We start from the raw sequence: 26712 nt of genomic DNA on the forward strand, positions 1-26712 counted from the left end.
GCTGCTCGGTACCCTGTCGGCACCTGCACACATTCAAGGGAGCTTCCATGCGAGGTGAACTGCGAACCCCGGGCGAGCCGTTCAAGCGCCTGTTCATCGCCCTGCCCTGTACCGAGCAGCAATGCCGGGCCATCGGCAAATGGCGCAGCACACTGGGGATCACCCGTGGTCGTCCGGTGCCTGCGGCCAATTTTCACCTGACGCTGATGTTCCTTGGGGAAGTCGGCGTCTCGCGCCTGCCTGCGCTGTGCGACGCCATGGCGGCGGTGCCGCGCCCCGAAGGCCCGCTGCGCCTGGAGCTGGACCGGCTGGTCGCATGGCACCGCGCTGATGCACTGGTGCTGGAGCCCACGCAGACGCCGGTGGCCTTGCGTCAATGGGTGTATGCCCTGCAGCAGGCGTTGCTGCCGCTGGGCGTGGAAGACAGCGTGCGTGAGTTTCGTGCGCACCTGACGCTGGTGCGCGACTACCCGGGTGATGTACCGGAGACGCCGGAGCCACCGGCGTTCAGATTGAACATCGACGATTTCGTGTTGTTCGAGTCCAGTGGCGGCCGCTACAAGCCGATAGCGCAGTGGCCGCTGGCGTGAACCCCTGCCGACCGTGGTGTCGGCGCTGACTGGCAAGGAAGAGCATGTATTACTGGAACAAGGACAATTTCGAAGGCCTCAGGCGCATTGGCGAGGTCTATGCCTCCCGTGAAGGCTTTGCCGGTTTCTCGCGGTATTGCCTGCTGCGCGAACAGGGCCTGAAAAAGCCGGCGCTCAAGGCGCTGGACGAGTTTCTCGACGGTGCGCGTCAGCGGGAGGTGGGCCAGCAGCGGGCGATTGTCTGCGAGATTGCCGACCTTGCCTTCAGCAACAGTGGTGCGCACCAGTTGTTGTCGCATGCCTTGACCCGCTACCTCAGGCAGGTGCTGCGAGCCTGGTGCGACGAGGGCCCGGCGTTGGCCGAGCCTTATCGCTGGATGGGCAAGCTGACGGGCGAGTCGGCGTGGCTCCAGGCGGCACTGGCGCACGACCCTCAGGATCAGGTGGCGTTGCGGCAGTTGGCGCTGGATGAGCTGGGCGAGGTTGATTTCATGGTTCATCACCTGCATGAGTCGGTGTTTCTGGGTGACGTTACCGTTGCGGCGACGAAGCTTGCGCGTGCCAGTGCGCTGGCGCGGTTGATCGAGGCCGAGACGACCCGCAGTTACATTGATGGTGAAGTGTGCAGCCTGCGTGAAATGCTCGAGGCCTGGGCGCAGTATCAGGCGGGTGATCGGGCGGTGGGGTTTGCCCAGTGGTGCGAGGCGCAGGCGCATGAGTTCCGGTTCTTGAAGAGCTACTACTACACCGAATGAGCGGTGGCCCACCGTCGCCCTCAAGATCCCGCGCCGCCCGCGCGGCGCTTCGCCGGCAAGGCCGGCTCCTACATCGGTTGCAACGCAGCCTTGCTCGCCCCCCTGTAGGAGCCGGCCTTGCCGGCGAACGAGCGCCACGCGCTCGCCTCCCTAGAGATAAGCCTGCTCCCGCCCCGGGCTGCGCTCGAAATGCCGCTTGTACTCGCGGCTGAACTGCGACGTGCTCTGATACCCCACCCGATGCGCCACCTGCGCCACACCCAACCCCTCGCCTATCAACATCTGCTGCGCCTTGAGCAAACGCAACCGCTTGAGGTACTGGATCGGCGACAGCAACGTGCAGCGCTTGAAGTGCTCATGAAACGTCGAGGTACTCATGTTCGCCCGCCCCGCCAACGCCTCCACGCTCAACGGCTCGGCGTAATGCTCGCGCAAATGGCTGAGGGCTGCAGCGATGCGCGCAAAATGCCCCTGCTGCTCCACCAGCGCCCGCAGCACCCCGGCCTGCGGCCCACGCAAGGCCACGTACAACACCTCGCGCACTCGCGCCGCCCCCATCACCCGGCTTTCCAGCGGGTCGTGCAGGCAACGCAGCAGCCGCTCCACACTCTCGCGCATCGGCGCATCCAGCGCCGCTGATGTCATGGACTCGGGCGTCTGCGCCGCCACCACCTGGCCAGCCCCCAGCCCCATGCTCTGCACCAGCTCGCTCAGCACCGTGCGGTCGATCGCCACCGACACGCCCAGCAGGGGTTCATCTTCGGTGGCGAAGGTTTCGCACATGAACGGCACCGACAGTGCCTGCACCAGGTAGTGGCCAGCCCCATATTCCAGGGTGCGCGGCCCCAGCCGGGCCAGTTTGCTGCCCTGGGCCAGGATCATCAGGCTCGGTTCGTAGATCTGCGGGCTGCTCGCCACGTAGTGGCTCCAGGACAACACCTGCACCTGCGGCAGGTGGGTGTCGACCGGGCCCGGGCGGGTGGCAAGGGGTTGGATCAGGGCGCAAAGCGTGGCATTGGCATCGGCGTGGCAGGTGAGCTGCATGGGGTACCGCATCAGAGGATCAGACACGCGCATCATCGCAGATTCGCTGCCCACCGCCACTACCGCACGCCCGATCCCGGAGGATCAGGCATGACTATCGGAGCATTACCCCAGGATCAGGTAGGTCTTGCGTACCGTCTGGCGCACGTCCCAGGTGCCCTGGCTGTTGGCGGCAAAGTACAGCGCATCGCCGGCACCGAACGGGATAGGTTCGCCACCCTCGGGGGTGAAGCTGCCCTCGCCGCTGATGATGTAGCTGTACTCGGCCTGCACCACCTGGCGCCGGAAGCGCCCCGGCGTGCATTCCCACAAGCCGGTGCTGGCGCCCTGCCCGGCCAGCTCCTGGTGCAACGCGGTACGCGCCATGGCTACCGGCTCGCCCAGGGGGGCACCGACTGCCGCGCTGGGGCCGAAGGCCGTGTCGTCTTCAAGGTGAATCAGTACAGGGTTCATGTGCAGTCCTCAGGATTTGTCTTCAAGCCCGGCCGGAGCCAGGCGGGCCAGCATGCAGTCGAGACGGCCGGCGGTGTGGCCGGCCATTTCGGCGCGCTCCTTGCGTATCACGGCGTTGCGCACCAGCGAACCGCCCACATAACGCAGCGGCTCCGGCGGGAAGGCCTTGCAGTTGCGCCCCACCAGCGCACAGGTGCTCCAGGCATCCTTGCGCCCCAGGGCCAGGCTGGCCAGAATGCGCCCGCCCAGGCGGCTGGGGCCCACGCCGTTGCCGCTCCAGCCGATGCCGTAGTGGATGTTGCCCTGCTCGCCCAGGCCGCCGAAGGTCGGCAGGCTGTCGTAGGTGCGGTCGATGGGCCCCGACCAGGTATGGGTGATGCGCACGTCATCGAGCATCGGGTAGGTACGGCGCAGGTCGGCCTCGGTCAGCGCGATGCTGCCCGGGTCGTGGCTGAACACCGGCCCGATCCTGCCGCCGTAGGCTATCGCCCCGGTGCCCTTGCCGAAGGCGATACGGCCATCCACGGTGGTGCGGTAGTAGTCGACCATCAGTTGCGAATCGGTGATCGACTCGGCGCCGGTCCAGCCCATCTGTTCCAGGCGGGTCGCCACCGGCTCGGTGAGCACGATGGAACTGTTGACCGGGGTGATCAGGCGCGCCAGTTGCGGCAAGGCAGCCGCCCAGGCATTGGTGGCCAGCACCACCGAGCCGGCACGGATGCGCGCCTGCGGGGTCACCACCTGCACCGGTGTGCCGGGCTGGATATCGCTGACCGCAGTACCCTCGGCAATCACCACCCCCGCCTCCAGCGCCACCCGGCGCATGCCGCGCACCAGGGCGCCGGGTTGCACGGTGGCGTTGCTGCGTTCGAACACGCCGGCCAGGTGCACCTTCGAGCCACAACGGCGCGCCACCTCGGCAGCCGGCACCCGCTCGAACGGCGTCACCCCAAGGCGGGCACAGGCGGCCAGCGTGGCGTTCCAGGTGTCGATGTGCGCGGGGCTGGTGGCCGTCCACAACCAGCCCTTCTGGCGAAAGTGCGCGTCGATCTGGTGCTGCTGGCAGAACTCGCCCAGCTCGCTGATCGCCCGCTCGGCGCTGTGCCCCAGAAACAGCGCCTGCTCCGGGGTGCAGAAGCTCGCCAGGGTGCCGACCTTGGGCCACCACGACATCACGAAGCCGCCGTTGCGCCCCGAGGCGCCCCCGCCGCACACGTCCTGCTCCAGCACCATCACGCGGATATCCGGCTCATGTTCCTTGAGGGTCAGGGCGGTCCACAGGCCGACGAAGCCGCCACCGACGATCACCACATCGGCGTCGTGCTCGCCCTGCAGCGCCGGGCCGGGTTTGAGGCTGGGCTCGGCGCTTTCCAGCCAGTAGCTGCGTTTGAGCGGTGCGCTGGGGGTCAGTTTCATGAGCGTGCCGCCCAGGCGTTGAAGCGCTGTTCGAGCAGTTCGCCGTGGTCGGCCCAGAAGCTTGCGTTCATCGGCAACTGGCCTTGCAGGTTGGGGCTGCCGGTGGGCAGCTCGCTGACCCGCTGCTCGCTCAGCAGGCCCAAGGCCTCGCGGTTGACCGGCCCGTAGGCGATCTGTTCGGCGTAGCCCTTCTGCTGCTCGGCCTTGAGGGTGTGGTTGATGAACTTCAGTGCTTCGTCGCGCTTCTTGGCCCCACGCGGGATGGCCCAGGCGTCCATATCATAGATGCCGCCATTCCACACGATGCGCAGCGGAGTCTGGCCCTGCACCGCGCTGATCCGGCCGCTGTAGGCCGAGCTCATCACCACATCGCCCGAGGCCAGGTACTGCGGCGGCTGGGCGCCGGCCTCCCACCACTGGATGCTGGACTTGATCTGGTCGAGCTTGGCGAAGGCGCGGTCCTGGCCTTCACGGGTGGCCAGCAGGGTGTAGACATCGGCCGCCGGCACGCCGTCGGCCAGCAGGGCGAATTCCAGGGTGTACATGGCGCCCTTGCGCAGCCCGCGCTTGCCGGGGAATTTCTCCAGGTTCCAGAAGTCGTCCCAGCTGGTGGGGGCCACCTTGAGCTTGTCGGCGTTGTAGGCGATCACCGTCGACCACACGAAAAAGCCCACGCCGCACGGCTGTACCGCACCGGGCAGCAGTTGCGCGGCCACGGCCGGGTCGGGGGCGAACTCTTCGAGCAGGCCTTCTTCACAGGCGCGTGCCAGCTCGGGCATCTCCATCTCGACCACGTCCCACGAGACGCTGCCGGTATCGACCATCACCTTGACCTTGGCCATCTCGCCATTGAACTCGCCGGCCACGATACGGGTGCCGGTCTGTGCCTGGTAGGTGTCATAGAAGGCCGCCACCTGTGCGGCCTTGTTGGCCCCGCCGTGGGACACCACGGTGAGGTCGGCCAGCGCCGATGTGCTGCACGCAGCGGCAGCGATCAGGGTGAGCGAAAAGGCCAGATTCTTGTGCATTGTTATGTTCTCCGGGTCGGGATGGCTCAGTAGGCCAAGTGTCGAGCCGCAGCCGGGTCGCCACAATCAGACGCAAACAAGATTCAGCCGCGTACCTTCATACGTTCGTACAAAGCCGTTCAAAGGCGCGCCATGCCCGGTTACACTGGCCGTCACCCTGCCCCGGAAGCTGCCCCATGGCCCTGTCTGTCAGCGACATCATCGCCCTGCCCGAACTGCGCACCCGCGTCATCAGCGGTGCCGGAGGGCTGGGCAAGCCGGTACGCTGGGCCCACGTGTGCGAACTGGCCGACCCCAGCGAATGGCTGGGCGACGCCGACCTGCTGATGACCACCGGCATCGGCATACCCGCCGATGCCGATGCCCAGCGCGCGTACGTGGAAAACCTCGCGGGCGCTGGCCTGGCGGGCATGATGATCGGCGAGAACATGCAGGCCCCGGCCAACCTCGAGGCCTTGATGGAGCGGGCCGACGCCCTGGACTTTGCGGTGATGTTCACCCACTACGGCGTGCCCTTCGCCGCCGTCACGCGGGCCATCGTCGATGCCGGCCAGCAGGAGGAGCAGGCGCGCCGCAATGCCATCACCCGGGTCTACGAAAGTGCCCGCATGAGCATTCAGGGGCTGGGCCTGGGCGCACTGCTCAAGCGCCTGGAAAAGGACGTGCAGGCGCGCCTGACCCTGCTCGACGCCGCGTCGCTGGCGCCCTGGCGCGACGCACTGGGCGGCCTGCCGGCAAGCCAGCGCCAATGGCTGGCGGCCCGCCAGCGCGACACCTCGGGCAACCGGCCGGTGGTGCAGCGCCACGCGCTGGAATCGGGCGAGCTGCTGGTGATGGCGCTGCCGTCCCAGGCCGACTGCCTGCTGGTGGCCGAAGGTGACGGGCTGCTCGACTACGGCCTGTTGCACCATGTGGTGGCGGTGCTGGGAATCGAGCTGGAGCGCCTGCGGGTCGACAACGAGCGCAACCTGCGCCTGGGCTCCGAGCTGCTGGACGACCTGTTGCAGCAGCGTCTGCCGGCGCATCAGGCACAACAGCGCCTGGCCGCCTTCGACATCGGCGCCGAACAGGCCTGCCTGCTGCTCGGCCGCGCCGCCGGGGTGTCACCGGCGGCCTGCGACGAAGCCCTGCAACGCCAGGGTCGTCGCGTGCTGATTCGGGTTCAGGGCGATGACCTGATCGTGCTCGGCGCCGCCGAGTGCATCCCGCAGTTGCAGGCGCAACTGCAGGTGCCGCTGGGGGTGAGCAACCCGCTGGGCCACGCCGGGCGCAGTGTCGAGGCGCTGCGCGAGGCGCGCCTGGCACTGGCCCACACCAGCGCCGCGCAACCGCTGGTGACCTACGCCCAGGCCGGCGCCAGCGTACCGTGGCTGGCGCAGAGCCTGGATGAAGCCGAACGTACCTTCCGCAACGTACTGGGCCCGCTGGCCGACTACGACAGCCAGCAGAACACCCAGCTGCTGCACACCCTGCAGGTGTTTCTGCAACACAACCGCTCGTGGCTGGCGGCGGCCGCGCAGCTGCACGTGCACAAGCAGACGCTGGTGTACCGCATGCGCCGCATCGAAGAGATCACCGGCCGCTCGCTGGACAGTACCGAGGACGTGGCCACGCTGTGGTTCGCCTTGCGCGCGGCGCGCATGGCGGGGCTGGCCTGAGTGCTATGCGGCAGACGCCCCAGCGCGCTGCCATGGCGCCCCCTTGGCGAAGGCCGCCTCCATCCAGTGCTTGAACGCCAGGGTAGTGGCCGTGGTGAAGCGCGCCGAAGGCCGCATCAGGTAGATGCCCGACGCCGAGTCCAGCTGCCACTGGGGTAGCACCCGCACCAGGCGCCCCTCGGCCAGGTCCTGGTGCATCATCCAGTCGCCACCGGCCAGAATCCCCACGCCGCTGCGCGCTGCCACCAGCAGTGCTTCATTGTCATTGCTGATCAGGCTGCCCTGCACCCGCACCGTCTGCTGCCCGCCCTGCCCGTTCAGGCGCCAGTCGGGGAACGAACGCAAGCCGCTGAAACCCAGGCAATTGTGCCCGGCCAGGTCGGATGGCCGTTGCGGTGCGCCGTGACGATGCAGATAGGCCGGCGCAGCGCACAGGATGCGCGTGTGCTCGCACAGCTTGCGCGCCACCAGCCGGTTGTCGGCCAGCTCGCCGACGCGCACGGCCACGTCGAAGCCTTCGCCCACGATATCGACGAAGCGGTCGGCATAGTCGACGTCGACGGTCACCTCGGGGTAGGCCAGGGAAAACCCGGCCACCAGCGGGCTCAGCCAGCGCCGGCCCATCGCCCCCGGCAGCGCCACGCGTAGCCGCCCGCGCACCTGCGCCGCACCGTTGCAGGCCTCGAGTTCGGCCGTGCTGATCAGGCTGGCGGCATGCTGCAGGCGCTCCACCAGCCGCGTGCCCTCGTCGGTGAAGCGCAGTTGCCGGGTGGTTCGCTCCACCAGGCGGATACCCAGGCGCTGCTCCAGAGCCGCCAGGCGCTTGGACAGCACCGAGGCATGGCGTTGCAGCACCCGGCCGGCGGCAGCGAACGAGCCGTGCTCGTGCAGCGCCAGCAAGGTGGCAAATTCATCGGCCTGACGGCTGTCGAAAGGGTCCATCGGTGAGGTCGGCCTCGTGCGCGTCGGTCAGGGGATCAGCACGACCGCCCCCTGGGACCGGCCTTGCTCGATGGCAGCATGGGCGCTGGCCACGTCGGCCAGGGGGTAGCGTTGCCATATGTGCGGCTGGATGATACCCGCCGCCAGTGAATCCAGCACATCCTGCGCGCGCTGCTGGTACTCCTGGGGGCTGGCGGTATGTGCCGCCAGTGACGGCCGGGTGAGGAACAGCGAGCCCTTGGCGTTCAGCGTGCCCACCTCGACCGCTGGGGGCGCGCCGCTGGTGGCGCCGAACGACACCAGCGTGCCGCGCGGGCGCAGGCTGTCCAGCGACGCCTCCCAGCTCACCCGGCCGACCGAATCGTAGACCACATCGACCTTGTGGCCCTGGGTCAGCTCGCTCACCTGGGCCGCCAACGTGGCTGCGTCGAACACCAGCACCGCATTGCAGCCGGCCGCCTTGGCGCGCTCGACGCTTTGCGCCCTGGACACCACACCAATCACATGGGCGCCCAGGTGCCTGGCCCACGGCACCATGATCTGCCCTACCGCCCCCGCCGCACCGTAGATCAGCACACGCGTGCCGGGGCCTACCGGGTAGCTCGCCTTGAGCAGGTACTGGGCGGTGATGCCCTTGAACAGCACGGCAGCCGCGTCTTCGAACGACACGGCAGCGGGCAGCCTGACCAGACGCTCGGCCGGGTACAGGCGTGCACTGGCATAGCCACCCAGCGGCCCGGTGGCATAGGCCACACGGTCGCCCACGGCCACCTCGGTCACGCCCGCCCCCAGCGCCCGCACGGTGCCGGCACCTTCCAGGCCCAGCGCGGACGGCAAGGCAATCGGCACGGCGCCCTTGCGCTGGTTGATGTCCAGCGGGTTGACGCCGATCGCGGCCTGTTCAAGCCACACCTGGCCCGGGCCTGGCGCTTGCACGGCGCCGGCCTGAAGCTGCATCACCTCGGGGGCGCCTACCGCCTGGAGCGTGATTGAAGTCACCATGATGTTGCCTCTTGCAGTGGTTGAAGGTCTGCAAAGGCTAATTAGCGCACCCGTAAACGACAATACAGCGCCATTGCCGAACATATGTGCACCTGATGCAGCAATGCCACATGCCCTTCGGCCCCCTACAGCGCCCGCACCAGCGCCGCTGCCACAATGCCTGCCGCAATCGCCGGCAGCGGCTTTTTCACCAGCAGCATCACCACCGCCGTGCTCAGCAGCGCCAGGCGTGCGCCGTTGTCGCCGTTCACCGCCAACGGCGTCAGCACCGCCACCAGCACCGAGCCGGACATCGCGCTGATGAACTGCTGCACGCGGTAGTTGATGGGCACGAACGACATCACGAACACACCCCCCCAACGGGTGGCCAGGGTCACCAGGCCCATGATCACCACCAGCAGCAGCGTGCCGGCGCCTGCAGTTTCAACGTTCATGCTTGTTCTCCATCCACACCACACCCAGAATGCCGCCCGCCAGCGCGCCCACCACCACGTGGCTGTTCTCCGGCAGGTACCAGTAGGCCAGCAGCGATGAACCGGCCGCCACGATCCAGATCATCAGCATGCGCAGGCTCTTGTGCCCGCCCAGCACCATCGCCAGCAGAAAGCAGCCCATCACCATGTCCAGGCCCAGGCTGACCGGGTCGTGGATCGCATTGCCGAAATGCAGCCCCAGCCAACTGCCCAGGCACCACGCCGACCACAGCGCGATACCGCCGCCCAGCACCAGGCCCAGGCCCGGCTTGCCGGCGTTCAATGCCTGCATGGCCATCGCCCAGTTGGCGTCGGACACCACCAGCATCACGCCGTAGCGCCGGGCAGTGGGCAGCTCGCGCAGCCACGGGTACAGCGTGGCGCCCATCAGCAGGTGACGGGCATTGATGGCGAACACGGTGATAATCAGCGGCACCAGCGGTACCTGCTCGCCCCACAGTTCCAGCGCGGCGAACTGCGAGGCACCGGCGAACACCAGTGCGCTCATCAGCAGGGTCGCCGCGTCCCCCAGCCCGGTCTGGGCTGCAGCGAGGCCGAAGGCCACACCGAACACCACGACGAACAGGGAAATCGGCAAGAGTTGCTTGAAGCCAGCCCAGACGTCGCTCCACGCAAGCCTGGATAGATGCTTCTCTACGGTTGACAAGGCACAGCCTCCTTCGTGTGGCGATCTTGTCATGCACCGGCCCGAAGGGGCGCATGCCGAACCGCTCGTTTTATAGTGACGCACGCGCGCGCTGGCGTGCGGGCGCTACTATGCCCGCACACACGCGCGTCACAAAGCCTGTTGTGCAGTTGTCGGCGAATTTACTCTCGCGCCGGTGCCTGGGGTCGCAAGGCGGCCTCGATGGCGGCGATGTCTATCTTGTCCATCTGCATCATCGCGTCGAAGGCACGCTTGGCCGCAGCCGGGTCGGGGTGAGTGATCGCGGCGGTCAGCGCGCGCGGGGTGATCTGCCACGACAGCCCCCACTTGTCCTTGCACCAGCCGCACACGCTGGCCTGGCCGCCGTTGCCGATGATCGCCTGCCACAGGCGGTCGGTCTCGGCCTGGTCGTCGGTGGCCACCTGGAACGAGAACGCCTCGCTGTGATGGAAGGCCGAGCCGCCATTGAGGCCCAGGCACGGGATGCCCATGACCGTGAACTCCACGGTCAGTACATCGCCCTGCTTGCCGGCAGGGAAGTCGCCGGGGGCACGGTGCACGGCGCCCACCGCGCTGTCGGGAAAGATGCTGGCGTAAAAGGTGGCAGCCTCCAGCGCCGCGCCGTCGTACCAGAGGCAGATCGTGTTCTTGCTGTTCATCGTGGTTCTCCACAGAAAAGCGACAGACCTCTGCAGTCTAGTCGCCCGCGGCGCAACCCTTGAGCCTGTCGATCAGTACCTGCACCCGCCGGGGCAACGGGTCGCGCGGCGGGTGAACCAGAAAGTAGTCATAGCGCCCCGGCTGGGAAAACCCGCCGAACGGCAGCACCAGCTCGCCCTGGTCGATACGCGCCTGCACCAGGCGCTGGCGGCCGATGGCGATACCGGCGTGGTGGATGGCCGCCGTCACGCACAGGTCCGACCGATCGAAGGTCAGGCCGCGCTGCGGCAAGGCGTCCAGCAGCCCCTGCTGGCCAGCCCACAGTTGCCACTCGGCATCGAACACCGCGTTCTCCCAGGCCAGTGCATCGTGCAGCAAGGTGCACTGGCGCAGATTGGCAGGGTTGTCGAACAGCTGGTGCAGCTCGGCATAGCGCGGGCTGCACACCGGGGCGATGGTCTCGCTCATCAGCGCATGGCTGACCAGGCCGGGAAACTCGCCATTGGCGTACAGCAGCGCCAGGTCGATGTTGTGCGTGCGAAAGTCGACCGCATCGTTGCCCACCCGCACGTCCAGCGCGATGTTCGGGTAGCGCTGGTGGAAGTCGGCCAGGCGCGGCACCAGCCAGCATTGCGCTGCGGACGGGCGCGCATACAACGCCACCGCCCCGCGCAGCTCGGCCTCGGGCGATGGCTCCAGGGCATCGCCCAACTGCTCCATCACCCCCTGCAGTATCGCGAACACCCGCTCGCCCTCGGCTGTCAGGCGTATGCGCCGGGTCAGCCGCTCGAACAGGCGCAGCGCCAGGGCCTGCTCCAGGCGGGCGATACGGTGGCTCACCGCACTGGGGGTCAGGCACAGCTCCTCGGCTGCCTGGGCAAAGCTCAGGTGCCGCGCCGCCACCAGAAAGGTGTGCAGGTTGGCAAATTGCGAGCTGTTCAGGCGTGCGCTCAAACGCGGGGGCAGGTTCAGCATCGGGGCAGGTTCCGCTAGTGTCCGGCCAGCAGTGTACGGCCCTGCGCCAGATACGCCTGCATTTCATCGTCCGGCACCATGCTGCCGCCGGTGCCCCACACCAGGTGCGTGGCATTGGCCAGGCGCTGCGCGCTCAGGCCCAGGCGCTGGCGATAGCCCTGCCGTTCCCCGGTCACCCGCAGGAACCCCGGCAGCCCGGCCAGCGCCGAGGGTTCCAGGCGATGGCCCTCGATGGCTTCGAGTTGCGCCAGTTGCCGATACAGCTGCTCGTCGGGAACGGTGTAATAGCCGTCGATCAGGCGCTGCATGGAGCGCCCGACAAACCCGGACGGGCGCCCCACCGCCAGGCCGTCGGCGGCGGTGCGGTTGTCGATGCCGAAGTCGTACACGCTGACCTGCTCGTGCAGCCCGGTGTACACCCCCAGCAGCATGCAGGGCGAATGGGTCGGCTCGGCGAACACGCAGTGCACCGCGTCGGCGAAGATCTGCTTCAGACCGAATGCCACCCCGCCAGGGCCACCACCAACGCCGCATGGCAGGTAGACGAACAGCGGGTGCTCGGCATCCACCCTGATGCCCGCCGCTTCAAGCTGGCGTTGCAGGCGACGCGCCGCCACCGCGTAGCCGAGGAACAGGTTGATGGAGTTCTCGTCATCGACGAAATGGCAGCGCGGGTCGGCCTCGGCCTGCTGGCGCCCCTGCTCCACCGCCACGCTGTAGTCGGACGCATACTCGATCACCTCCACCCCGCAACTGCGCAGGCGGTCCTTCTTCCACTGCCGGGCGTCGGCCGACATGTGCACGCTGGCCTTGAAGCCCAGGCGCGCACTCATGATGCCGATGGACAGGCCCAGGTTGCCGGTGGAGCCGACCGCCACGCTGTACTGGCCGAAAAATGCCCGCGCGCGGTCGCTGTCGAGGCTCGCGTAGTCATCCCCAGGCTGCAGGATGCCCGCCGCCAATGCGAGGTCTTCGGCGTGCTTGAGCACCTCGTAGATACCGCCACGCGCCTTGATCGAGCCGGAGATCGGCAGCAGGTTGTCGGCCTTGAGCCACAGCGCGCCCTGCACGGGTACCTGCGCTTCGGCGCACAGCGCGGCCTGCACCTGCGCCAACGGCAGCAGGGGCGACTCGATGATGCCCTTGCTCACCGCCGTCTGCGGGAAGGCCGAGGCAATGTAGCTGGCAAAACGCTCCAGCCGCGCGCTGGCGTCGTCCACATCGGCCAGGGTCAGCGGCACGTCGCCCAGCGCCTGCGCTGTCGGGGCCAGGCCCGGGTTGAACCAGGTGGTCGGTTGCAGGCGCACCAGGTCGGCGATCAAGGGGTGGCTGTGCTGCCACTGGTCCAGGGTCTTGTCGTGAATCATGCGGTTCTCCAGAAAAGTGACGGTAGTACGGGCAGGCTCATACCCAGTGCGACAGCAACAGGGTCATGCCCAGGGCCACGACCGAAGCCAGCAGTGTCGCGGCGGTGAATTTTTTGAGCGCCTCGCCCAGCGACACGCCCAGGTATTCCTTGACCACCCAGAACGCCGAGTCGGTGACGGTAGTCCAGCCAATCGCGCCGGCGCCAATGGCAATGATCACGATCTCGCGGTTCTGCCCCGGCATCGCGTCCAGCAGCGGCAGCACCATGCCGGCGGCGCTGACCATTGCCACGGTGGCCGAGCCGACCGCCAGGTGCATCAGCCCGGCGACGAACCAGGCCAGCAGGATCGGGTTCAGGTCCCACTGCGACAGGGTGCTGGCCAGTACCTTGCCGACCCCGCTGTCGATCAGTACGCCATTGAAGGCACCGCCGGCACCGATGATCAACAGGATACTGGCCAGCGGGGTGAAGGAGCCGGCAGTCAGCGCCTGCAACCGCGCCATGCCCAGGCCACGGCGCAGGCCCAGCGCCCAGTAGGCGAAGCACACCGCGATGGCCAGGGCAGTGAGCGGGTTGCCGAGGAACATCATCAGCCGGTACAGCCCGGCCTCGGGCGCCAGGGTCATGCTGGCCAGGGTCTTGCCCACCATCAGCAGCAGCGGCAGCAGAATCACCAGCAGGGTCAGGCCCAGGCCCGGCATCGACTGGCCAGCGGCTGGCGTGGCGGCAGGCTCTGGCGCGGCCTGCGCGTCGGGCGCAGCGTGCCGCGGGCACACCAGCGTGGCCCATACCGGGCCGGCAATCACCGCGGTCGGCAGGCCGACGATCAGCCCGTACAGGATCACCTTGCCCACGTCGCCCCCCAGCAGCTGGGTGATGGCCATTGCCGCCGGGTGCGGCGGCAGCATGCAGTGCACGGTCATCAGCGATACGGCCAGTGGCAGGCCGACGTAGAGGATGTTGAGCCGGGTCTGGCGGGCCACCACGTAGATCAGTGGTATCAGCAACACGAAACCGACTTCGAAAAACACCGGTATGCCCACCACGAAGCCCACCAGCATCATGGCCCACGCCGTGCGCTGTTCACCCAGGGCGTCGAGCAGCGAGCGCGCAATGCGTTCGGCGCCGCCCGACACCTCCAGCAGTTTGCCCAGGATGCTGCCCAGGCCGATCACCGCCGCAAGAAAACCCAGGGTGCCGCCCATGCCCTTCTCGAACGAATCGGCGATGGCCGGCAGCGGCATGCCGGCCCCGGCGCCCACCACAAAACTGGCCAGCATCAGGGCCAGGAACGAGTGCACCCGAAACCTGACCACCAGCACCACGATCAGGCCGATGGCCGCCATCAATATCAGTAACAAACCTGCGTCTTCGTGCATGACTTCGCCTTTATTTGTTTTAGTGAGCGATTGCCGCGCAGGGCGCGGTCGGAGGCGATTAGGCGGCACGCAGGCAGGCCTTTACAAAGGATGGTTTTTCAGCGCACAGGTGATCTGAGGTCATCTGCCAGGGCCCTCGCCGGGCGGACACCTGAACCTTAAACCGCTATGATTCCCGCCATCACTCATGACCCCTTTGGCCGCTGGTAACCACCGCATGATCGAAGTCACCGAAGTTTCCATTGCGCAGCTGCGCGCCGCCCTCGAATCGGGCCAGACCACCTCGGTCGAGCTGGTGAAGGCCTACCTCGCCCGCATCGATGCCTACGACGGCGCAGACACGCCCACCGCGCTCAATGCGGTGGTGGTACGCAACCCCGAAGCCCTGCGCGAAGCCCAGGCATCCGACGAGCGTCGTGCCCAGGGCAAGCCCCTCGGCCCGCTCGACGGCATCCCCTACACCGCCAAGGACAGTTACCTGGTCAAGGGCATGACCGCCGCCTCCGGCAGCCCGGCCTTCGCCAACCTGGTGGCCTACCGCGACGCCTTCACCATCGAGCGCCTGCGCGGGGCCGGGGCGATCTGCCTGGGCAAGACCAACATGCCGCCCATGGCCAACGGCGGCATGCAGCGCGGCGTGTATGGCCGGGCCGAAAGCCCGTACAACGCCGCCTACCTCACCGCACCCTTCGCCTCGGGCTCGTCCAACGGCGCGGGCACGGCCACGGCGGCCAGCTTCGCCGCGTTCGGCCTGGCCGAGGAAACCTGGTCCAGCGGCCGCGGCCCGGCCTCCAACAATGGCCTGTGCGCCTACACCCCTTCGCGCGGGGTGATCTCGGTGCGCGGCAACTGGCCGCTGACGCCGACCATGGACGTGGTGGTGCCCTTCGCCCGCACCATGGCCGACCTGCTCGAAGTGCTCGACGTGGTGGTGGCCGAAGACCCCGATACCCGTGGCGACCTGTGGCGCCTGCAGCCCTGGGTGCCGATCCCCAGCGTGGCCTCGGTGCGCCCCGCCGCCTACCCGCAACTGGCGGCGGACAGCGCGGCGCTGGCCGGCAAGCGCTTCGGCATCCCGCGCATGTACATCAACAAGGACCCGGATGCCGGCACCTCGGACAGCCCCGGCATCGGCGGCCCGACCGGCCAGCGCATCAACACGCGGCCTTCGGTGATCGCACTGTGGGAGGCGGCGCGCAAGGCACTGGAAGCGGCCGGCGCCGAGGTGCTCGAAGTGGATTTCCCGCTGGTATCGAACTGCGAGGGCGACCGCCCAGGTGCCCCCACCGTGTTCAATCGGGGCCTGGTGTCCAAGGCATTCCTGCACCATGAACTGTGGGACCTGACGGCCTGGGCCTTCGACGACTTCCTGCAGGCCAACGGCGACCCGCAGCTCAACCGCCTGGTGGACGTGGACGGGCCGAAGATCTTCCCCCACGACCCCGGCACCCTGCCCAACCGCGAGGGCGACCTGGCGGCGGGCATGGACGAGTATGTGCGCATGGCCGAGCGCGGCATCACGCCGTGGGACCAGATCGCTACCCTGCCCGATGGACTGCGCGGGCTGGAGCAGACGCGGCGCATCGACCTGGAAGACTGGATGGACAGGCTGGGGCTGGATGCGGTGCTGTTCCCGACGGTGGCCGATGTGGCCCCGGCCGATGCCGATGTGAACCCGGCCTCGGCGGATATTGCCTGGAGCAACGGGGTGTGGGTGGCCAACGGCAACCTGGCGATCCGTCACCTTGGGGTGCCGACGGTGACGGTGCCGATGGGGGTGATGGCGGACATCGGCATGCCGGTGGGGCTGACCTTCGCCGGGCGGGCGTATGATGACTCGGCGTTGCTGCGCCTGGCCTCGGCGTTCGAGGCTACGGGTTCAAAGCGCTTGATACCGCCGCGAACCCCAATGCTGGCACGCCGTAAATAGATAGAGGTTGGTGCCTATCGCGGGTCAAGCCCGCTCCCACAGAGAACATCACTGGGTCCGAACCCAGCGCACATTTCCTGTGGGAGCGGGCTTGACCCGCGATCGAGCGCGCAGCGCTCGCAAGACCGATCGCCACGAACTATCAGACAAAAAAGGGGGACGCCATCACGGCGCCCCCCTTTTTTTGTCAGCCTGAACCCGTCAGTTCCAGGGACGATCGCCGTTCTCGTCCTTGATGCGGGTAGGCAGGCCCATCACGTCCAGCGCCTTCAGGAACGGCTCGGCCGGCAGTTCCTCGACGTTGGCCATGCGCTGCACGTCCCACTCGCCACGGGCCACCAGCAGGGCCGCCGCCACCGGCGGCACGCCCGCGGTGTAGGAGATGCCCTGGCTGTCGGTCTCGGCATAGGCCTCTTCGTGATCAGCCACGTTGTAGATGAACACTTCGCGTGGCTGGCCGTCCTTGGTGCCCTTGACCAGGTCGCCAATGCAGGTCTTGCCGGTGTAGCCCGGCGCCAGCGAAGACGGATCCGGCAGCACGGCCTTGACCACCTTGAGCGGCACCACTTCCAGGCCCTCGGCGGTCTTCACCGGTTGCTCGGACAGCAGGCCCAGGTTCTTCAGTACGGTGAACACATTGATGTAGTGCTCGCCGAAGCTCATCCAGAAACGCACGTTCGGCACGTCGAGGTTCTTGGACAGCGAGTGCACTTCGTCATGGCCGGTCAGGTACAGGTTCTGCGAACCCACCACCGGCAGGTCGTCGGTACGCTTGACTTCGAACATGGTGTTGCTGGTCCACTGGCTGTTCTGCCAGCTCCACACCTGTCCGGTGAATTCACGGAAATTGATTTCCGGGTCGAAATTGGTGGCGAAATACTTGCCATGGGAGCCGGCATTGACGTCGAGAATGTCGATCGAATCAATGCGGTCGAAATACTGTTGTTGCGCCAGTGCTGCATAGGCATTGACCACACCCGGGTCGAAGCCCACGCCAAGAATGGCGGTGATGTTCTTCTGCTGGCATTCCTCGAGGTGCTTCCACTCGTAGTTGCCATACCAGGGCGGCGTCTCGCAGATCTTGCCCGGTTCTTCGTGAATGGCGGTGTCCAGGTAGGCCACGCCGGTATCGATGCAGGCACGCAGCACCGACATGTTGAGGAAGGCGGAACCGACGTTGATCACGATCTGCGATTCGGTTTCGCGGATCAGCGCCTTGGTTGCCTCGACATCCAGAGCATTGAGCGAAAAGGCCGTGATGTCGGCGGGTACCTTCAGGCTACCCTTGGCCTTGACGCTGTCGATGATGGCCTGGCATTTGGAGATGTTGCGTGACGCGATGGCAATACGACCGAGTTCGTCGTTGTGCTGCGCGCACTTGTGGGCCACCACCTTGGCGACACCTCCTGCACCAATGATAAGAACGTTTTTCTTCAATTTCTTTATCTCTCCTTTCCGCCAGCTTACGAGAGGCTGGACAGGTAGTCGTCAAAACCAAATTCGCGAACCACCTCGACAGTACCGTCAAGTTGTTTCACTACGATGGATGGCATCTTCAAACCGTTGAACCAGTTTTTCTTGACCATGGTGTAGCCTGCCGCGTCGATGAACGACAGCCGATCGCCGATGGCCAGCGGACGATCGAATTGATACTCGCCGAAGATATCCCCGGCCAGGCAGGATTTGCCGCATACCATGTAGGTGTGCTCACCCTCGCTGGGCGCCAGCTTGGCGTTGAGGCGATAGATCAGCAGGTCGAGCATGTGCGCCTCGATGGAGCTGTCGACCACGGCCAGGTGCTTGCCGTTGTACAGGGTGTCGAGCACGGTCACTTCCAGCGAAGCGCTCTGGGTGATCGCCGCTTCGCCCGGCTCCAGGTACACCTGCACGCCGTACTTCTGCGAGAACGCCTTCAGGCGCGCGCAGAATGCATCCAGTGCATAGTCTTCGCCGGTGAAGTGGATACCGCCGCCCAGGCTCACCCACTCGACCTTGTGCAGCAGCTCGCCGAAGCGCTCTTCGATGGTGTTGAGCATCTGGTCGAACAGGCCGAAATCGCCGTTCTCGCAGTTGTTGTGGAACATGAAGCCGGAGATCTGCGACATGACCGCATCGATCTTGACCGGGTCCCATTCGCCCAGGCGGCTGAACGGGCGCGCCGGGTCGGCCAGCAGGTAGTCCGAGCTGCTCACCTGCGGGTTGACGCGCAGGCCGCGCACCTTGCCTTCGGTGGCCTGGGCATAGCGCTGCAGCTGGCCGATGGAGTTGAAGATGATCTTGTCGCAGTTCTCGATCATCTCGTCGATTTCATCGTCGGCCCAGGCCACGCTGTAGGCGTGGGTCTCGCCTTCGAACTTCTGGCGGCCGAGCTTGAGCTCGTAGAGCGAGGACGAGGTGGTGCCGTCCATGTACTGCTGCATCAGGTCGAACACCGACCAGGTGGCGAAGCACTTGAGCGCCAGCAGGGCCTTGGCCCCGGACTGTTCGCGCACATAGGCGATCTTCTGCATGTTGTGCAGCAGCTTGGTTTTGTCGATGAGGTAGTACGGCGTCTTGATCATTTCGAGGCCCCCGGCAAGGCCGGCCAAAAAAAGGACACGCATTGTGCCTTCACTGCACGGGAATCGAAAGCTCGGAAGTGATTTTTGCCCGACGCGGATTTTTCGGGTGCACCCATCGCAGGTCGAACCCGCCCCCACACGGGAGCGGGCCTGGACGTCAGAAGTCCCAGCGAGTGCTGAACATCACGTTGCGCGGGTCACCGTAGTACGAGGAGTTATAGAAGCCGATGTTGGTGTAGTAGTACTTGTCGAACAGGTTGTAGACGTTGACCGACGCCGACAGGTGCTCGGTGAACTGGTAGCGCGCCATCAGGTCGACCAGCCAGTACGGGGTCTGGGTGAAGGTGTCATTGGTGCCCTTGGCGTAGTTGTTGAGGACCTGCCAGCCCTTGCCCTGCCAGCGTGCCCCACCGCCCACGGTGAGCTTGTCGAGGCGCCCGCCAAGTTTGTAGGTGGTGTAGAGGTTGAGCTGATCTTCGGGCTCCCAGGTAGCTACCTTGGCCCCGCCCTGGTCGCGGCTGACCTTGTGCGTGTAGCCGGCCTGCACCTGCCAGCCGGGCGCCAGCTCCCCGGACACCTCTGCCTCGTAGCCCTTGGTTCTGGACTTGATGCCCATGTAGGCGTAGTCGATGTCGGGGTTGGTTGGCCTGGCGTTGTAGAACGTGTCGGCCTGCGGGCGGTTATCTTCGTGCACTTCGAAGTAGGCCAGGCTGGTGTTCAGGCGACCGTCGTAGAACTCACCCTTGATGCCCACCTCGTAGTTCTGGCCCTCGTTGGGCTCGAGCATCCTGTTGCGGCTGTCACGGTAGGCCGTCTGCGGCAGGAAGATATCGGTGTAGCTGGCATACGCAGAGAAGTTGCTGTTGAGGTCGTACACCACCCCGGCATAGGGCACCAGCCGTCCGCTCTCCTGGCTGTCGCTGGTGCCGGTGACCTGAAAGTTTGCCAGGCGGCTGCCCAGCAGCAGCGAAAGGTCATCGGTGACACTGAAGCGCGCAGTCAGGTAGCCGCCACTTTGCCGGGTGGTTTCGTCGTTGCGCTTTGTCACCGAGCCCCAGTCCGGCTCGATGGCCTGGCCGTGCCAGCTCTCCAGATCGTATTCGTTGTCGAAGTAGGTGACGTTGTTGTAGTTGTCGCCCTTCCAGTGCGAGCTGGACACCGAGCCACCCACCACCAGTTGGTGTTCGCGCCCGAACAGGCTGAACGGCCCGGTGGCGTAGAGGTCGCCGCTGTCGCTGGTGGTTTCGCCGGTGTACTTGCGCGAATAGATCGACGACACGGTCGGGGTGTCGGGCGACACCGAGCCCAGTGGCGCGTCATAACCATTGATCTGGTGGTTGTACTGACCCTTGATGACCCAGTCATTGGCCAGGCGATGCTCCAGGGTGGCGAACAGCGTGCGCGAGTACTGCTCCCAACTGCTCCACTTGGCGCCATTGTTGAACGAACGCGGCAGGCTGATGGGGTTGCCCTGGGAGTCGTACACCGGACGGCTGCCCGACCAGCCCGAGCCCCTGGGGTCGCTGTCCTGGTAGTCGGCGCCCAGGGTCAGCAGGGTGTCTTCGTCCAGGTCCACTTCCAGGATGCCGTAGTACACGCTGGTCTTGCGCTCGTAATGGTCCATGAACGAGTGCTTGTCCTGATAGGCGGCCACCGCCCGGCCCCGCACGTTGCCACTGTCGGTCAGCGGGCCGCTGAGGTCGATCTCCGAGCGGTAGTTGTCCCAGGAGCCGGCGCCCAGGTCCACATGCCCCCTGAAGTCGGCCGTCGGCTTCTTGCGGATCAGGTTGATCGTGCCACCGGGGCCGCCCGCGCCGGTGAGCAGGCCGGTGGCGCCCTTGAGCACCTCGACCCGGTCATAGATCGCCATGTCGGTAAGGGTCTGCCCGGCCGAGTACTGCGCGTCACGCAGGGTCGGGATGCCGTCGTACTGGAAGTTGACGATGGAGAAGCCGCGCGAATAGTAGTTGGTACGTTCACTGTCGTAGGTCGACACGGTGATGCCGGGGGTGTGGCGCATCACATCGTCGATGGCGTTCAGGCCGAAATCGTCCATGGCCTGGCGCGTGACCACAGAGATCGACTGCGGGGTTTCCCGCGGGGTCAGCACCATGCGCGTGGCGGTGGCGATGGTGCCCGGCGTGTAGGAGCCGGTGCCTTCGGTGATGGTGCCCAGCTGGTTGGCGCTGACTTCGGTGGCCTGCAGCTCCAGCTGCGCACTGCCGGTGGCCAGCCTTGGCATTACCCGGTAGCCCTCGCCTTCGGGCATCGCCTGCAGGCCCTTGGGTGCGAGCAGCCGCTCCAGGCCCTCGGCGATGGCGTAGCTGCCGTCCAGGCCGCTGCTGTGGATGCCTTGGGTCAGGGCCGAGTCGACCGCGATCATCACCCCGGCCTGCTGGCCGAATGCGCCGAGCACGCGATCGAGGTTGCCGGCGTCGATATGGAAGGCGTGGGTGGCGTGGGCATCGGCGCCGGCCAGTACGCCCTGGCTGGCGCACACGAGGGAAAGCCCGAGGATGGCCGTGCGCAAGGCACCGGCAAGCGGAGTGAGGCGGCTGTGCATAAACAATTCCATGGGTTGAGGGTGTTGGCGATGCGCTGTTTTTCAGCGTCTTCCCTGGTCTTGATGCATGAGATGGAAAAAACTGCCGCCGCTGTTAAAAATAATCGTTCTCAGGCCACGACCACGTTTGCCCAGTAGCCGAACACACGCTGTACCCGTATCGGCAACACACTGGCCAGCAGGTCGAGGCTGGCATCGGGCCGATCGAGGGAGAACGAACCCGACACCTGCAAGGCCGCCACCGCCGGATCGCAGCGCAGTACGCCGCGCCGGTAGCGGTCGAGCTGGGCCAACACCCGGCCCAGTGGCATGCGCTCGGCAATCAGCAGGCCGTCAACCCAGGCCTGGGCGCCCGCGTCGAGGGGTTCGACACTGCCGACCTGCTGCCCGAACGCCACCTGCTGGCCGGCGCTCAAGGTCATGCGGGTGCTGCCGGCCCAGGCGATCGAGGCACTGCCTGCCAGCACCTGCACCTGGGTACCCGACACCCCGGGCAGGCCCTGGCTGACCACCAGCCGCGAGGCGGGCTCGGGGCGTACCCAGCCATTGGCGGTGCGCACCGCCAGCGAAGCACCTTGCCCCAGGGTGAGCATGATCCGCCCCAGGTTGAGCGCCAGCACGTCTGCGTGAGCATCCACGCCGGTGCGGGTATCCAGGGTCAGCTCCACCTCGCCAGACAACGCCACGTGATGACGCTCGCCGGTGGTGGTGCGGTAGTCACTGAACAGTTCCGGCAGCAGCACCCGCTCACGCACGCTAAGGCCAGCCGCCAGTACCACCCCCAGCCCGGCGAAGCCCTTGAGCACATTGCGCCGCGACGCAGTGCCACGTGCCTGCAGCAATCCGCGCGCGCCGGCGGCCGGTAACGTCCTGGTGCCCTGGCGCAGGTCATGGGTGAGCCCGGCAAGACGCTGCCAGGCCAGTTCATGCTGGGGGTTTTCATTGCGCCAGTGCTGGCAGGCCTGCTGCTCGGCCAGGCTGCTGACACCCGACTGCAGGGTGACCATCCACAGCATGGCCTGCTCTACCACGCCGGGGTCCAGCGGCTGGTTGTCGATCCGGGCGAAGCGGCTCATGCGCCGTAGACCGCCGCATAGCAGTGTCGGTAGGCCTTGAGCATGGCCTTTTGCACCACGTTCACCGTCAGGCCCTGGTGTTCGGCGATCTGCGCGTAGGTCAGACCGTCAAGCTGTGACAGCAGGAAGATCTCGCGCACCTTGCTGCCCAGCCCATCGAGCACCTGGCCCACCGCGTCCAGCGCCTCGAGCACCAGCAGGCGAGTTTCCGGGGACGGCACCAGCGCCGGTTCAAGATGCGCCAGCGACTCCATGTAGGCCTTCTCCAGCGCATGGCGCCGAAAGTACTGGATGCACAGGCGGCTGGCCACGGTGGTGAGGTAGGCGCGCGGCTCGCGGTACACCGGCGGTGCCTCGCTGCGCAGGATGCGCACGAAGGTGTCCTGCGCCAGGTCCAGCGCCTGCTCCCGGTTGCCCAGCTTGCGGCGCAGCATCTGCGTCAACCAGCTGTGGTGTTGAACGTAGAGTTCGCCCACCGCATGGTGGGTGCTGGAAAGTGGATGCATCGGCAGGGTTCCGGGACGCAGGCTGACGGGAGTCGTGCATGGTAATACTTCTCATTAGCTTGCGGTGGATTTTTATGATTGCCGCCGAAACAACCTGCTTCACCGACACTGGCAGGCCGGCGCTCAGGTGCAGTACTGTGCGAGGCAGCCAAAGGGAGGGCTGCATATGGATCAAGCGACACTCACCACCTTGTTGACCAAGCTCCGCAATTGCGACCTCGAGGGCGCGGCCGCCGACCTGCAGGCCCAGGCAGTGGCACTGGCGGCCCGAGGGGAAGAGGCACTGTCCGACTTCCTCGCCCGCTATGCCTTCCGCTCGTTGCAGGGCAAGCACAGCCCGGACAAGACATCGCCGGCGCTGGCCCAGGCACTGCACGACAGCGAACAGCACCTGCAGCGGCTTCACGACGAGCGCAAGGCGCTGCTCGACGACATCCACACCTACTTTCTGGAATTCGAGAAGATTGCCGTCAACCTGACCCCGGCACTGATCGAACCGGCGACTTTCAGTGAGCAGAACCGCGACAACCTGCCGTTCATCGAGGACTACCTGAGCGGCCGTCGCGAGGTGGTGGACGATCTCAACCTGCAGAGCGTGCTGAAAAAGCAGATCAAGTTCTACCTCAACCTCAACCTGCACGATGAACGCCCCACGTTGCAGGTCAGCTATCGCAAGACCCACATCCAGCCGGGCAAATCCTGGCGGTTCGTGGAGCTGAGCCAGCAGGCCGGGCAACGCAGCGAACAGTTGAACCGGCTGGTGCAACTGGATACCGAGTGCGATGCGGTGCAGCGCCAGGTATCACGCCTGAAATGGGAGCTGCGCTGCAACGAGGACACCGGCAACCAGCAGGTGGCCGACTTCCAGAAAAAACTGGGGTTGTTCATGGCCAGTGTGGCTGCACAGGCCTGAGGCCGACCGGGTGGCGGCACCGGCCCGGCGCCCTCGCCCGGCCATTCGCGGATCAGCCCAGGCGGCCCCAGACCTGCACCAGCCCCACCAGGTGCACCACCCCGAACCCCAGGCACACCAGCGAGCTCACCACGATGAAGCGCTGGCTGCGCCCGGTATTGGCCAGCACGAAGGGCCCGGCGATACCGCGCAGCAGGTACACCAGCGTGATCGCGCACAACGCCGGCAGCAGCAACGGCAGCGGCGCAATCACGCCCGCCCCCGACAATGCAAAGGCCGCCCAGCTCAGCAGCACCAGCGCAATCGCTGCCGTGACCACCGCCGGAAAGGTCCGGCCCGCCTCCGCCGCCCGGATGAAGCGCTCACCCGCCCCGAACAGGCGATACCAGGACGGCCCCGCGATGATCGTACCCACGTGCAGCACGGCCGCCAGCGCGCTGAGCGCCGCGGCAATCACCAGCGCCAGATTGTATTCACCTGCCATAACGGTTCTTCCTTGTAGGAGCCGGCGTTGCCGGCGAAGCGGGCAACGCGTTACTTGGCCGAACCCTGCATGTACGTCGCAAAGTTGTTGATATGGTCGTCCAGGTTGTCTTCGAGCATCATCCGGTACTGGTCGCAGAAGTACGTGAGCATCGCCTCGCGTGCCTGTGCCATTTCTTCCCCCGACTTGAAGTTGCGCGCACTCACCCAGGCATTGAACCGGGTGGTGCCGAACATCATCGAGGCACTCACCTTGCCCAGGTCCTGGACCTGCCCGAGCTGCTCGTTGGACAGCTCTATATGGGCGTCGGCGCGGTCGTAGAACGAGTCGTCAGCATTTTGCGGCATTGCGTGTCCCTTTCTCATCACGTCTGGTTATTGCAGCCCCCTCCTGCCGTCCGGCCAACCGTCGGCGAGTGGATATCTGCGCGAAGCTGATTATGCTTCAAACGAGCGGGCAGCGCTGCGAGGTGTCTGTGCGCATTGCGTAGTCCGATGACATCAGCCCCAGGGCTTGGGTGAAGTGGCAGTGGGTGTTCCGGCCTACAACAACAATCCGGAGAAAACTCATGGCGACAATCGACAGCACTTCCACAGGCAGTGCGCCCAGGCGCGGGATCACCAAAGAGGAACGCAAGGTCATCTTTGCCTCGTCCCTGGGCACCGTGTTCGAGTGGTACGACTTCTATCTGTATGGCTCCCTGGCGGCGATCATCGCCAAGCACTTCTTTGCCGGGGTCAACGAAACCACTGCCTTCATCTTCGCCCTGCTCGCCTTCGCCGCCGGGTTTGCGGTAAGGCCGTTCGGCGCCATCGTGTTCGGCCGCCTGGGCGACATGATCGGACGCAAGCACACCTTCCTCATCACCATCGTGATCATGGGCGTGTCCACCGCGGTGGTGGGCCTGTTGCCCAGCTATTCGAGCATCGGCGTGGCGGCCCCGGTGATCCTGATCACCCTGCGCCTGCTGCAAGGCCTGGCGCTGGGCGGTGAATACGGCGGCGCCGCCACCTACGTGGCCGAGCACGCACCGCCCGGCAAGCGCGGCTTTTTCACCTCGTGGATCCAGACCACCGCCACGCTGGGGCTGTTTCTGTCGCTGCTGGTGATCCTGGCGTGCCGTACCGTGCTGGGCACCGAGGCGTTCGAGGCGTGGGGCTGGCGCATACCATTCCTGCTGTCGATTCTGCTGCTGATCGTGTCGGTGTACATCCGCCTGCAACTGAGCGAGTCGCCGGTATTCAACCGGATGAAGGCCGAAGGCAAGGCATCCAGGGCGCCGCTGACCGAGTCGTTCGCCCGCTGGGACAACCTCAAGGTGGTGATCATGTCGCTGCTCGGCGGTACCGCCGGCCAGGCGGTGGTGTGGTACACCGGGCAGTTCTATGCGCTGTTCTTTCTGTTGCAGACGCTCAAGATCGACCCGCAGACCGCCAACCTGCTGATTGCCGGTTCGCTGCTGATCGGCACGCCGTTCTTCGTCATCTTCGGCAGCCTGTCCGACCGCATCGGGCGCAAGGGCATCATCATGGCCGGCTGCATCCTGGCGGCGCTGACCTACTTCCCGATCTTTCATGCGCTGACCCAGTACGGCAACCCCGACGTGTTCAGTGCCCAGGCACGCAACCCGGTGACGGTGGTCGCCGACCCGGCGCAGTGTTCGTTCCAGTTCGACCCGGTGGGCAAGGCGCGCTTCACCAGTTCGTGCGACGTGGCCAAGAGCGTGCTGGCCAAGCGCGCGATCCCCTACGTGAACGAAAAGGCCGAGCCCGGCAGCGTGGCGCAGGTGCGCATCGGCAGCACGGTGGTGCCCAGCTTCGACGGCAGCCGCCTGCCGGCCGCCGACTTCAAGACGCAGAACGATGCTTTCGCCGCCACCCTGGGCGCGGCCCTGAAGGACGCCGGCTACCCGGAAAAGGCCGACCCGAACAAGACCAACTACCCCATGGTGCTGTTGCTGCTGACCATCCTGGTGATCTACGTGACCATGGTCTACGGGCCGATCGCCGCGTGGCTGGTGGAGCTGTTCCCGGCGCGTATCCGCTACACCTCGATGTCGCTGCCCTACCATATCGGCAACGGCTGGTTCGGCGGCTTCCTGCCCACGGTGGCGTTCGCCATGGTCGCGGCCACGGGGGATATCTACTACGGGCTGTGGTACCCGATCGTGATCGCGGTGATGACCGCCATCCTGGGTACCTTCTTCCTGCCCGAGACCAAGGACCGCGACATCAACCACAGCTGAAACCGCCCGCCCTCCCGGGTGCC

Annotated in this window: 25 protein-coding genes; 6 read left to right on the forward strand and 19 right to left on the reverse strand. The window is 66.2% G+C overall.

Translation table 11 applies throughout. The annotated features are described in order from the left end of the window. The first annotated feature begins 47 nt into the window (after window positions 1–47). Together thpR and KH389_RS13850 are read left to right on the forward strand one after the other, a co-directional pair. The gene (thpR, locus tag KH389_RS13845) at window positions 48–590 is read left to right on the forward strand and encodes an RNA 2',3'-cyclic phosphodiesterase (protein ID WP_043861354.1); all 543 of its coding nucleotides are present in this window, start codon (window positions 48–50) and stop codon (window positions 588–590) included. A gap of 44 nt (window positions 591–634) precedes the next feature. Further along, complete coding sequence (locus tag KH389_RS13850; protein ID WP_054914597.1) at window positions 635–1345, forward strand: hypothetical protein; 711 nt, start codon at window positions 635–637, stop codon at window positions 1343–1345. 150 nt (window positions 1346–1495) lie between these two features. Here KH389_RS13850 and KH389_RS13855 read toward each other — a convergent pair whose 3' ends face one another. The 4 genes from KH389_RS13855 to KH389_RS13870 form a co-directional block, all read right to left on the reverse strand. After that, complete coding sequence (locus tag KH389_RS13855; protein WP_054914598.1) at window positions 1496–2389, reverse strand: AraC family transcriptional regulator; 894 nt, start codon at window positions 2387–2389, stop codon at window positions 1496–1498. A gap of 105 nt (window positions 2390–2494) precedes the next feature. Then, window positions 2495–2842 carry a cupin domain-containing protein gene (locus KH389_RS13860; protein ID WP_043861356.1) on the reverse strand — a complete coding sequence of 116 codons (348 nt, stop codon included), beginning with the start codon at window positions 2840–2842 and terminating at the stop codon, window positions 2495–2497. Window positions 2843–2851: 9 nt separating this feature from the next. After that, on the reverse strand, window positions 2852–4258 hold the full coding sequence (locus KH389_RS13865; RefSeq protein ID WP_104572362.1) for an NAD(P)/FAD-dependent oxidoreductase: 1407 nt from the start codon (window positions 4256–4258) through the stop codon (window positions 2852–2854). Further along, window positions 4255–5286, reverse strand: coding sequence for an ABC transporter substrate-binding protein (locus tag KH389_RS13870; protein ID WP_213605677.1), 1032 nt, complete (start codon window positions 5284–5286; stop codon window positions 4255–4257). Before KH389_RS13870 ends, KH389_RS13865 begins: the two co-directional genes overlap by 4 nt. A gap of 176 nt (window positions 5287–5462) precedes the next feature. Between KH389_RS13870 and KH389_RS13875 the strand changes: the two genes are divergently transcribed. Further along, window positions 5463–6944 (forward strand): PucR family transcriptional regulator, encoded by a 1482-nt coding sequence (locus tag KH389_RS13875; protein ID WP_213605678.1) that lies wholly within the window; start codon window positions 5463–5465, stop codon window positions 6942–6944. A gap of 3 nt (window positions 6945–6947) precedes the next feature. Here the strand turns inward: KH389_RS13875 and KH389_RS13880 are convergent, their stop codons facing one another. From KH389_RS13880 to KH389_RS13915, 8 genes are all read right to left on the reverse strand, one after another. Further along, entirely contained in the window at window positions 6948–7886 is a 939-nt protein-coding gene (locus KH389_RS13880; RefSeq protein WP_213605679.1) for a LysR family transcriptional regulator, read from the reverse strand. A gap of 27 nt (window positions 7887–7913) precedes the next feature. Further along, entirely contained in the window at window positions 7914–8888 is a 975-nt protein-coding gene (locus KH389_RS13885) for a quinone oxidoreductase family protein (protein WP_213605680.1), read from the reverse strand. A gap of 125 nt (window positions 8889–9013) precedes the next feature. Further along, window positions 9014–9322: an AzlD domain-containing protein gene (locus KH389_RS13890; protein WP_043861362.1), complete on the reverse strand. Its 309-nt coding sequence runs from the start codon at window positions 9320–9322 to the stop codon at window positions 9014–9016. Then, window positions 9312–10028 (reverse strand): AzlC family ABC transporter permease, encoded by a 717-nt coding sequence (locus tag KH389_RS13895; protein ID WP_043861363.1) that lies wholly within the window; start codon window positions 10026–10028, stop codon window positions 9312–9314. The genes KH389_RS13890 and KH389_RS13895 overlap by 11 nt, the downstream gene beginning before the upstream one ends. 161 nt (window positions 10029–10189) lie before the next feature. Next, complete coding sequence (locus tag KH389_RS13900) at window positions 10190–10687, reverse strand: VOC family protein (RefSeq protein ID WP_213605681.1); 498 nt, start codon at window positions 10685–10687, stop codon at window positions 10190–10192. A gap of 37 nt (window positions 10688–10724) precedes the next feature. Continuing rightward, window positions 10725–11663, reverse strand: a complete 939-nt coding sequence (gene dsdC, locus KH389_RS13905) for a DNA-binding transcriptional regulator DsdC (protein WP_213605682.1) — start codon at window positions 11661–11663, stop codon at window positions 10725–10727. A gap of 14 nt (window positions 11664–11677) precedes the next feature. After that, window positions 11678–13030, reverse strand: a complete 1353-nt coding sequence (locus KH389_RS13910) for a D-serine ammonia-lyase (protein ID WP_116054272.1) — start codon at window positions 13028–13030, stop codon at window positions 11678–11680. 37 nt (window positions 13031–13067) lie between these two features. Then, a complete protein-coding gene (locus tag KH389_RS13915; RefSeq protein WP_078480339.1) occupies window positions 13068–14411 on the reverse strand; it encodes a GntT/GntP/DsdX family permease in 1344 nt (447 codons plus the stop codon). 217 nt (window positions 14412–14628) lie between these two features. Here KH389_RS13915 and KH389_RS13920 point away from each other — a divergent pair, with 217 nt between their 5' ends. Continuing rightward, the gene (locus KH389_RS13920; protein WP_043861368.1) at window positions 14629–16341 is read left to right on the forward strand and encodes an amidase; all 1713 of its coding nucleotides are present in this window, start codon (window positions 14629–14631) and stop codon (window positions 16339–16341) included. A gap of 201 nt (window positions 16342–16542) precedes the next feature. Here KH389_RS13920 and KH389_RS13925 read toward each other — a convergent pair whose 3' ends face one another. The 5 genes from KH389_RS13925 to KH389_RS13945 all read right to left on the reverse strand — a co-directional run bounded on the left by KH389_RS13925 (window position 16543) and on the right by KH389_RS13945 (window position 23047). After that, window positions 16543–17778: a saccharopine dehydrogenase family protein gene (locus tag KH389_RS13925; RefSeq protein ID WP_043861369.1), complete on the reverse strand. Its 1236-nt coding sequence runs from the start codon at window positions 17776–17778 to the stop codon at window positions 16543–16545. Window positions 17779–17804: 26 nt separating this feature from the next. Continuing rightward, entirely contained in the window at window positions 17805–18902 is a 1098-nt protein-coding gene (gene nspC, locus KH389_RS13930) for a carboxynorspermidine decarboxylase (RefSeq protein WP_043861418.1), read from the reverse strand. A 157-nt stretch (window positions 18903–19059) separates the two neighbouring features. After that, complete coding sequence (locus KH389_RS13935) at window positions 19060–21465, reverse strand: TonB-dependent siderophore receptor (protein WP_058540112.1); 2406 nt, start codon at window positions 21463–21465, stop codon at window positions 19060–19062. Window positions 21466–21575: 110 nt separating this feature from the next. Next, window positions 21576–22541: a DUF4880 domain-containing protein gene (locus KH389_RS13940; RefSeq protein WP_054914610.1), complete on the reverse strand. Its 966-nt coding sequence runs from the start codon at window positions 22539–22541 to the stop codon at window positions 21576–21578. Further along, window positions 22538–23047 (reverse strand): sigma-70 family RNA polymerase sigma factor, encoded by a 510-nt coding sequence (locus KH389_RS13945; protein WP_043861372.1) that lies wholly within the window; start codon window positions 23045–23047, stop codon window positions 22538–22540. The genes KH389_RS13940 and KH389_RS13945 overlap by 4 nt, the downstream gene beginning before the upstream one ends. Before the next feature lie 166 nt (window positions 23048–23213). Here KH389_RS13945 and KH389_RS13950 point away from each other — a divergent pair, with 166 nt between their 5' ends. Next, window positions 23214–23960, forward strand: a complete 747-nt coding sequence (locus KH389_RS13950) for a hypothetical protein (protein ID WP_058540110.1) — start codon at window positions 23214–23216, stop codon at window positions 23958–23960. Between the two features lie 52 nt (window positions 23961–24012). Here the strand turns inward: KH389_RS13950 and KH389_RS13955 are convergent, their stop codons facing one another. Together KH389_RS13955 and KH389_RS13960 are read right to left on the reverse strand one after the other, a co-directional pair. Beyond that, the gene (locus KH389_RS13955; RefSeq protein ID WP_043861374.1) at window positions 24013–24444 is read right to left on the reverse strand and encodes a hypothetical protein; all 432 of its coding nucleotides are present in this window, start codon (window positions 24442–24444) and stop codon (window positions 24013–24015) included. A gap of 50 nt (window positions 24445–24494) precedes the next feature. After that, a complete protein-coding gene (locus KH389_RS13960) occupies window positions 24495–24791 on the reverse strand; it encodes a DUF3144 domain-containing protein (RefSeq protein WP_043861375.1) in 297 nt (98 codons plus the stop codon). Between the two features lie 221 nt (window positions 24792–25012). Here KH389_RS13960 and KH389_RS13965 point away from each other — a divergent pair, with 221 nt between their 5' ends. Next, on the forward strand, window positions 25013–26689 hold the full coding sequence (locus KH389_RS13965; protein WP_054914613.1) for an MFS transporter: 1677 nt from the start codon (window positions 25013–25015) through the stop codon (window positions 26687–26689). The last annotated feature ends 23 nt before the right edge of the window (window positions 26690–26712 follow it).

This window comes from Pseudomonas qingdaonensis (assembly GCF_018398475.1).
GTDB classification, from domain to species: Bacteria; Pseudomonadota; Gammaproteobacteria; order Pseudomonadales; family Pseudomonadaceae; genus Aquipseudomonas; species Aquipseudomonas palmensis.